This window comes from Citrobacter sp. Colony219, from assembly GCF_019382635.1.
Classification (GTDB): domain Bacteria; phylum Pseudomonadota; class Gammaproteobacteria; order Enterobacterales; family Enterobacteriaceae; genus Citrobacter; species Citrobacter youngae.
The window spans coordinates 560,255-568,627 of record NZ_CP080033.1; the positions used below are offsets into that span (position 1 = coordinate 560,255).

Annotated in this window: 11 protein-coding genes and 1 riboswitch; of the genes, 6 read left to right on the forward strand and 5 right to left on the reverse strand. The window is 55.4% G+C overall.

Going from position 1 to position 8,373, the window contains the following annotated elements; genetic code table 11:
• From JTI85_RS21215 to rsd, 4 genes are all read right to left on the reverse strand, one after another.
• A partial coding sequence (locus JTI85_RS21215) for a ThiF family adenylyltransferase (RefSeq protein WP_255575044.1) occupies positions 1 to 212 on the reverse strand: 212 nt, incomplete at its 3' end.
• Positions 205 to 840 (reverse strand): thiamine phosphate synthase, encoded by a 636-nt coding sequence (gene thiE, locus JTI85_RS02525; RefSeq protein ID WP_219352059.1) that lies wholly within the window; start codon positions 838 to 840, stop codon positions 205 to 207. The genes thiE and JTI85_RS21215, both read right to left, overlap by 8 nt.
• Positions 840 to 2,738 (reverse strand): phosphomethylpyrimidine synthase ThiC, encoded by a 1,899-nt coding sequence (gene thiC / locus JTI85_RS02530; protein ID WP_219352061.1) that lies wholly within the window; start codon positions 2,736 to 2,738, stop codon positions 840 to 842. Before thiC ends, thiE begins: the two co-directional genes overlap by 1 nt.
• A gap of 82 nt (positions 2,739 to 2,820) precedes the next feature.
• Positions 2,821 to 2,943: riboswitch (TPP riboswitch) on the reverse strand.
• 51 nt (positions 2,944 to 2,994) lie between these two features.
• Complete coding sequence (gene rsd, locus JTI85_RS02535; protein ID WP_115644115.1) at positions 2,995 to 3,483, reverse strand: sigma D regulator; 489 nt, start codon at positions 3,481 to 3,483, stop codon at positions 2,995 to 2,997.
• 96 nt (positions 3,484 to 3,579) lie between these two features.
• Between rsd and nudC the strand changes: the two genes are divergently transcribed.
• The 6 genes from nudC to JTI85_RS02565 all read left to right on the forward strand — a co-directional run bounded on the left by nudC (position 3,580) and on the right by JTI85_RS02565 (position 7,945).
• Positions 3,580 to 4,353, forward strand: a complete 774-nt coding sequence (gene nudC / locus JTI85_RS02540) for an NAD(+) diphosphatase (protein WP_061066994.1) — start codon at positions 3,580 to 3,582, stop codon at positions 4,351 to 4,353.
• A 50-nt stretch (positions 4,354 to 4,403) separates the two neighbouring features.
• Positions 4,404 to 5,468 carry a uroporphyrinogen decarboxylase gene (gene hemE, locus JTI85_RS02545; RefSeq protein WP_057064651.1) on the forward strand — a complete coding sequence of 355 codons (1,065 nt, stop codon included), beginning with the start codon at positions 4,404 to 4,406 and terminating at the stop codon, positions 5,466 to 5,468.
• A gap of 9 nt (positions 5,469 to 5,477) precedes the next feature.
• A complete protein-coding gene (gene nfi / locus JTI85_RS02550) occupies positions 5,478 to 6,158 on the forward strand; it encodes a deoxyribonuclease V (RefSeq protein ID WP_219352063.1) in 681 nt (226 codons plus the stop codon).
• Positions 6,159 to 6,191: 33 nt separating this feature from the next.
• Positions 6,192 to 6,782: a YjaG family protein gene (locus JTI85_RS02555; protein WP_003842015.1), complete on the forward strand. Its 591-nt coding sequence runs from the start codon at positions 6,192 to 6,194 to the stop codon at positions 6,780 to 6,782.
• Between the two features lie 186 nt (positions 6,783 to 6,968).
• The gene (gene hupA, locus JTI85_RS02560) at positions 6,969 to 7,241 is read left to right on the forward strand and encodes a nucleoid-associated protein HU-alpha (protein WP_001044509.1); all 273 of its coding nucleotides are present in this window, start codon (positions 6,969 to 6,971) and stop codon (positions 7,239 to 7,241) included.
• Positions 7,242 to 7,252: 11 nt separating this feature from the next.
• Positions 7,253 to 7,945 (forward strand): DUF1481 domain-containing protein, encoded by a 693-nt coding sequence (locus tag JTI85_RS02565; protein ID WP_061068788.1) that lies wholly within the window; start codon positions 7,253 to 7,255, stop codon positions 7,943 to 7,945.
• Positions 7,946 to 8,006: 61 nt separating this feature from the next.
• Here JTI85_RS02565 and zraP read toward each other — a convergent pair.
• On the reverse strand, positions 8,007 to 8,373 hold a 367-nt coding region (gene zraP, locus JTI85_RS02570; protein WP_255575047.1), incomplete at its 5' end, for a zinc resistance sensor/chaperone ZraP.

Sequence of the window (8,373 nt, forward strand, 5' to 3'; positions counted from 1 at the left end):
TGGCGCTGCAGATTGCTCAAATGAATGTCGTCATCGTCTACCAGCGTCAGTTTGCCGATACCTGCTCCCGCCAGATACAGCGCGGCAGGCGAGCCTAATCCGCCCAGACCGACAATCAGCACATGGCTGTCGAGTAGCTTTTGTTGGCCCTCAATCGCGATATCGCCGAGCAGGATCTGCCGGCTGTAGCGCATAAAGTCGCGGTCATTCATCGCCGACTCCCGCTATGTCGAGCAGCTGCGCCGTGGCTGCCTGCCAGTCGGCCGCCTGGGTAATGGCGCTGACCACGGCAATGCTGCCGACGCCGGTCGCCAGCACCGACGGGGCGCGCTCAAGGCTGATGCCGCCAATCGCCACGGTCGGGTAATCTGCCAGTCGTTCAATATGACCTGCCAGCTGAGTCAGCCCCTGCGGGGCGGAAGGCATCTGCTTGGTTTGCGTGGGGAAGACGTGGCCGAGTGCGATATAAGAAGGCTTAGCGGCGAGCGCGACGTCGATCTCCATATCATCGTGGGTGGAAACCCCCAGGCGTAAGCCCGCCGCCTGAATGGCCTTCAGGTCGGTGGTTTCGAGATCTTCCTGGCCCAGATGCACGCCGTAGGCGTTGTGCTTAATCGCCAGCCGCCAATAGTCGTTAATAAACAGGCGGGCGTCATAGCGACGCCCCAGCGCGATGGCGGCAATCACGTCCGCTTCGACCTCATCATCGCGTTTGTCTTTGATACGCAGCTGGATCGTGCGTACGCCCGCCTCCAGCAGACGTTCAATCCATGCAACGCTGTCCACCACCGGGTAAAGCCCGAGGCGGAACGGCACGGTCGGGAAATCAGGCTGGTACATTATGCCTCCTCTTTTTTGAGGTAGATTTCACCGCCTTTGGCGCGGAAGTTCTCCGACATATCTGCCATTCCCACTTCAATAGTCTGCGCGGCGGCGTAGTCGCGTACTTCCTGGCTGATTTTCATTGAGCAGAACTTCGGCCCGCACATCGAGCAGAAGTGGGCGACCTTGCCGGACTCCTGCGGCAGGGTTTCATCGTGATAGGAGCGGGCGGTGAACGGGTCGAGCGCGAGGTTAAACTGGTCTTCCCAGCGGAATTCAAAGCGCGCTTTTGACATCGCGTTATCGCGGATCTGCGCACCCGGGTGGCCTTTGGCTAAATCCGCGGCGTGAGCGGCAATCTTGTAGGTGATCAGCCCTTGCTTCACGTCTTCTTTGTTCGGCAGGCCGAGGTGCTCTTTCGGCGTGACGTAGCACAGCATCGCGCAGCCAAACCAGCCGATCATCGCCGCGCCAATGCCGGAGGTGAAGTGGTCATAGCCCGGCGCGATATCTGTCGTCAACGGCCCTAAGGTGTAGAACGGCGCTTCGTGGCAGCTCTCCAGCTCTTCGGTCATGTTGCGTTGGATCATATGCATCGGCACATGCCCTGGGCCTTCAATCATCACCTGCACGTCGTATTCCCAGGCGATTTTGGTCAGCTCGCCCAGCGTATGCAGTTCGGAGAACTGAGCTTCGTCGTTGGCATCCTGAATCGAACCCGGACGCAGGCCGTCGCCGAGAGAGAGCGAGACGTCGTAGGCGGCGCAGATTTCGCAAATCTCGCGGAAATGTTCGAACAGGAAGTTCTCTTTGTGATGCGAGAGGCACCATTTCGCCATAATTGAACCGCCGCGTGAGACAATACCGGTCAGGCGTTTGGCAGTCATCGGCACGTAGCGTAGCAGCACGCCCGCGTGAATGGTGAAGTAGTCGACGCCCTGTTCGGCCTGTTCCAGCAACGTATCGCGGAACGCTTCCCAGGTGAGATCTTCAGCGATCCCATTGACCTTCTCCAGCGCCTGGTAGATCGGTACGGTGCCGATCGGCACCGGGCTGTTACGCAGGATCCACTCGCGGGTTTCGTGAATATAGCGACCGGTGGAGAGGTCCATCACCGTATCTGCGCCCCAGCGGGTCGACCACACCAGTTTTTCGACCTCTTCTTCGATAGAAGAAGTGACCGCCGAGTTACCGATGTTGGCATTCACCTTCACCAGGAAGTTGCGACCGATGATCATCGGCTCGGATTCCGGGTGGTTGATATTGGCAGGAATAATCGCCCGGCCCGCAGCGACTTCATCACGCACGAATTCCGGGGTGATATTTTCCGGCAGACGCGCGCCAAAGTTCATCCCCGGATGCTGGTGGCGCAGTACTTCACTACGAATACGCTCGCGGCCCATATTTTCACGGATGGCGATAAACTCCATCTCCGGCGTGACGATCCCCTGACGGGCGTAGTGCAGCTGGGTCACGCGCTTACCGGCTTTGGCGCGCTTTGGTGTCAGCAGGCCGCTGAAACGCAGCTCGTCCAGGCCATCGTCGGCCAGGCGTTCTTTGGTATAAGCGGAGCTGCGGTCGTCTAATTCTTCGCTGTCGTTACGCGCCGCAATCCACGGCTGGCGCAGTTTCGCCAGACCCTGCTGGACGTTAATCGCCACGTCAGGATCGCCATACGGCCCGGAGGTGTCGTATACCGGAACGGCTTCGTTCTCTTCGAACTGCGGGTTGTCTTTGCTACCGCCAGTCAGCGTCGGGCTGAGCTGAATTTCGCGCATCGGAATGCGGATATCCGGCTGCGAACCGGTAATATAAATGCGTTTTGAGTTAGGGAAGGCGGTCCCTTCCAGGGTATCGATAAAGTGTTGGGCTTGAGCGCGCTGTTCGCGGCGTGATGGTTTAGTAGTGGCAGACATAGCTCATTCCAAAAAAGTAAGGATATGGCTTGTCAGACGACGGATGAAGCAAGAGAGAGACGATCGCCCGGGGGCGAACGGTTGCAGATTGACTCTTGTTCCCTTCGCAGGTTTTAACCTGATCAGGTTCCGCGGATCCCGAATTAACGGTCTCAGCCTTTTCCACTCATGCTGCTGTGGAAAATAAGCACTCCGACAAGAAGTAACCTCTATCTTAGAGGTAATGAATGTAAACTACGCGTTAATGCCGTAAATCTCAAGCATGACGTTTGAGAGTGCCACTCTCGTGCATCGCATCAAATACCAGCATGATCAGCTTATCTTCGAGCACGAACCGGGCTTCCAGCGCCTCGCCGATATCTGATAAAGCCTGTTGAAATTCAAGGAAGTTATCATGATCAATGGCGGTCTCCAGACTGGTGTCATAGTAGTCCATGATCAGTTGTGTGTTGGCTTCCAGCAGTGGCCAAATTTTTGTGGCTTTTAAAAGCTGCCCGTTCCCTTCCAATTTATGGAGAATACGTTCATAAATACTGAAGTGTCCGGTGGAGAGGTAATCGACCAGGCTCTGACAAAAATCATCCAGCGCTTTTTCATTGAGCCGCATGTACGATTCTTTGCCAGGCTTAATGCCAACCAGATTGTAGTAAGCCACGAGCAGGTGCTTACGTACATGTAGCCAGCGATCAACCAGTTTATTACTTCCTCCGACGTGCTCCGTCAGGCTTTCCAGCTGGTTTAGCATGATTGACTCCGCAAGATGGTGTTTAGGAACTGCTCACCCGTAAATGTAAAAATAATGTAAACAACATGCCTGTGAAGCAAAGGTTGCGCAAGAGATATGGATCGTATAATTGAAAAATTAGATAGCGGCTGGTGGATTGTCAGTCATGAGCAAAAGTTATGGTTGCCTCATGGCGAACTGCCTCACGGCGACGCGGCACGTTTTGATTTGATCGGGCAGCGCGCACTTTCTATCGGCGAATGGGAAGGGGAGACGGTCTGGCTGGTGCAGCAGCAACGTCGCCACGATATGGGGTCGGTACGCCAGGTCATTGACCAGGATGTTGGCCTGTTTCAACTGGCCGGACGCGGCGTACAGCTGGCCGAGTTTTACCGCTCGCATAAATTCTGCGGCTACTGTGGGCACACGATGTACCCGAGTAAAACGGAATGGGCGATGCTGTGCAGCCACTGCCGGGAACGCTACTACCCGCAAATTGCCCCCTGCATTATCGTCGCCATTCGCCGAGATGATTCCATCCTGCTTGCCCAACATGTTCGCCATCGTAACGGCGTACATACCGTGCTGGCGGGTTTTGTCGAAGTGGGCGAAACCCTCGAGCAGGCGGTGGCGCGTGAAGTCATGGAAGAGAGTGGCATCAAGGTGAAAAACCTGCGCTATGTCACTTCTCAGCCGTGGCCGTTCCCGCAGTCTTTGATGACCGCATTTATGGCAGAGTATGATAGCGGCGAGATTGTTATCGACCCGAAAGAACTGCTGGAAGCGAACTGGTATCGCTACGATGATTTACCGCTGCTTCCCCCGCCAGGCACCGTCGCGCGGCGATTGATTGAAGACACTGTGGCGATGTGTCGGGCTGAGTACGAGTAAAGAACGAGTGATGATACACTGATGGACTGACGCAATAAGGAACTGCAAAAATGACCGAACTGAAGAACGATCGTTATCTGCGTGCGCTGCTGCGCCAGCCCGTTGATGTCACTCCGGTATGGATGATGCGCCAGGCGGGCCGCTATCTACCGGAATATAAAGCCACGCGCGCCGAGGCGGGCGATTTTATGGCGCTGTGCAAAAATGCCGAGCTGGCCTGCGAAGTTACGCTGCAGCCGCTGCGTCGTTATAAGCTTGATGCCGCGATCCTCTTCTCGGATATCCTGACGATTCCCGATGCGATGGGGCTTGGGCTGTATTTTGAAGCAGGAGAAGGTCCACGCTTCACCTCCCCGATTACCAGCAAGGCTGACGTCGACAAACTGCCGATCCCGGACCCGGAAGATGGGCTGGGTTACGTGATGAATGCGGTGCGCACAATTCGCCGTGAACTGAAAGGCGAAGTGCCGCTGATCGGCTTCTCCGGTAGCCCGTGGACGCTGGCAACCTACATGGTTGAAGGCGGCAGCAGCAAAGCCTTCACCGTGATTAAAAAGATGATGTATGCCGACCCTAAAGCGCTGCATCTGCTGCTGGATAAGCTGGCGAAGAGCGTCACGCTGTACCTGAACGCGCAGATCAAAGCGGGCGCGCAGTCGGTGATGATTTTCGATACCTGGGGCGGTGTGCTGACCGGTCGCGACTATCAGCAGTTCTCCCTGTACTACATGCACAAAATAGTCGATGGCCTGCTGCGCGAGAACGACGGTCGTCGTGTACCGGTGACCCTGTTTACCAAAGGCGGCGGTCAGTGGCTGGAAGCGATGGCGGAAACCGGCTGTGATGCGTTAGGTCTCGACTGGACCACTGACATTGCCGATGCGCGTCGTCGTGTAGGTCATAAAGTGGCGCTACAGGGCAATATGGATCCGTCCATGCTGTATGCACCGCCAGCCCGCATCGAAGAAGAGGTGGCGACAATTCTGGCCGGATTCGGTCAGGGCGAAGGGCATGTCTTTAACCTGGGCCACGGCATTCATCAGGACGTCCCGCCAGAACATGCGGGTGTCTTTGTGGAGGCGGTACATCGGTTGTCCGAACAGTACCACCGCTAAGGAGTCATTATGGATCTCGCGTCATTACGCGCGCAGCAGCTTGAACTGGCCTCTTCAGTGATCCGCGAGGATCGTCTGAAGAACGATCCGCCTGATCTGATCGGCGGGGCGGACGTTGGGTTTGAGCAGGGTGGCGAAGTGACGCGAGCCGCGATGGTCTTACTGAAGTATCCCACGCTTGAACTGGTTGAATACAAGGTGGCGCGTATCGCCACCACCATGCCCTACATTCCCGGTTTTCTCTCCTTTCGTGAAACCCCCGCGCTGATGGCCGCCTGGCAATTGCTCTCGCACAAGCCAGATCTGCTGTTCGTTGACGGGCACGGCATTTCGCACCCGCGCCGTCTGGGCGTGGCCAGCCATTTTGGCCTGCTGGTGGATGTCCCGACGATTGGTGTGGCGAAAAAACGGCTGTGCGGCAAGTTTGAGCCGCTCGCTGCCGAACCCGGCGCGTTAGCACCATTGCTGGATAAAGGCGAACAGCTGGCATGGGTCTGGCGCAGCAAAGCGCGCTGTAACCCGCTGTTTATCTCTACGGGTCACCGCGTGAGTATGGACAGCGCACTGGCGTGGGTACAACGCTGTATGAACGGCTATCGTCTGCCGGAACCAACGCGCTGGGCAGATGCGGTGGCATCCGAACGCCCGGCTTTTACGCGGCTTGCAGAAAAAGCGCCCCATATCGGGTAAACTGCGGCTAATTTCCGTATTTGAGAACTCATCATGTTACAAAATCCGATTCACCTGCGTCTGGAGAAGCTGGAAAGCTGGCAGCACGTCACGTTTATGGCCTGTCTGTGCGAACGCATGTACCCGAATTACGCCATGTTCTGCAAGCAAACTGAATTTGGCGATGGACAGATTTACCGCCGAATTCTGGATCTGATTTGGGAAGCGCTGACGGTTAAAGACGCGAAAATCAATTTCGACAGCCAGCTGGAAAAGTTTGAAGAGGCCATTCCTTCTGCAGACGATTACGATCTGTACGGCGTTTATCCGGCGATTGATGCCTGTGTGGCATTAAGCGAACTGATGCATTCACGTCTTAGCGGTGAAACGCTGGAACACGCTATTGAAGTCAGTAAGGCTTCAATTACCACAGTAGCGATGCTGGAAATGACCCAGGCTGGTCGCGAAATGACCGATGAGGAGCTCAAAGAGAACCCTGCCGTTGAGCAAGAATGGGATATTCAGTGGGAAATTTTCCGACTTTTAGCCGATTGTGAAGAACGCGATATTGAGCTGATAAAAGGGCTGCGTGCAGACCTGCGCGAGGCTGGCGAGAGCAATATTGGTATAAATTTTCAGCAATGACACCACAAAACGTGATTTAACGCCTGATTTGTCGTGCCTGAAGGCTTCCCATCCGCCCCCGGTCTGGTCTACATTTGGGGGGCGAAAAAAAGTGGCTATCGGTGCGTGTATGCAGGAGAGTGCTTTTCTGGCATTTCCGTCGCACTCGATGCTTAGCAAGCGATAAACACATTGTAAGGATAACTTATGAACAAGACTCAACTGATTGATGTAATTGCAGACAAAGCAGAACTGTCTAAAACACAGGCTAAAGCTGCTCTGGAATCCACTCTGGCTGCTATTACTGAGTCTCTGAAAGAAGGCGATGCTGTACAACTGGTTGGTTTCGGTACCTTCAAAGTGAACCACCGTGCTGAGCGCACTGGCCGCAACCCGCAGACCGGTAAAGAAATCAAAATCGCCGCAGCTAACGTACCGGCATTTGTTTCTGGTAAAGCACTGAAAGACGCGGTTAAGTAATTCGCGTGGCAGTGAACAGTTTTAACGAAGGGGCGGTTTCGCCCCTTTTGTCCATCTGGCGTCATACGCTCTGGCTTTCAGGTGTGCTGTTGCTGTCGGCCTGTAGTCGTCATTCCGAGCTTCCTCCGTTCACGGCCAGCGGTTATGTTGGCGAGCAGGGGGCGGTACGCGTCTGGCGTAAAGATTCCAGTGACGATGTTCACTTGCTCTCGGTATTGAGTCCGTGGCGTAACGGCGATACCACCACCAGTGAATACCGCTGGCAGGGAGATACGCTCTCTCTGATAGAACTCAATGTTTACAGTAAACCGCCGGAACATATTCGTATCCGCTTCGATGACCGCGGCGAACTGAGTTTCATGCAACGTGAAGTCGCCGGGCAAAAGCAGCAGCTTTCCAGCGATCAAATTGCGTTGTACCGCTATCGTGCCGATCAAATCCGCAAGACCAGCGATGCGCTGCGTCAGGGACGGGTGATATTGCGTCAGGGACGTTGGCATGCGGATAACACGGTCACAACCTGTGAAGGTGAAACGCTGAAGCCAGACCTGGAGTCGTGGGCGATAAACCATATCGAGCGCCGCCAGAAACATTCATCCGTAGAGGTGAGTGTGGCATGGCTGGAAGCGCCCGAAGGGTCGCAGCTACTGCTAGTCGCCAATGAAGATTTTTGTCACTGGCAGCCTACAGCCAAAACGTTCTGAAAACCTGAAGACAGGTAGTCAGCAGGCCTGATCCGTATGGCGTCATCAGGCATTAAGTCTTTTACCAGTGCCCCATTCCCATATGGCCGCCGCCGCGATGGTTACCGCCACCGCCGCATCCGCCGTAGCCCATTCCCGCGCCACGCGGCACGCCAGCCTGCGCCATGGCGACATCGCGTTTAACACGCTGCTCGTCCAGAGACTGATTCAACGCTTCCATCTCTTTTGCCACGGCATTAATTTTTGCCGTGTCCGGCGAGCTGGCCGTCAATAGTGCATTGTATTCATAACGTTTGGATGTCAGCTGTTGGCGCAACGCGCTGGTCTGGGAATAGTAATCATCATAGATTTTCTGAGCCGCCGCCTGTTGTTCGGTGGTCATAGGCGCACCGCCACGTTGCTGCATACCATCACCATACCCCCAGTGA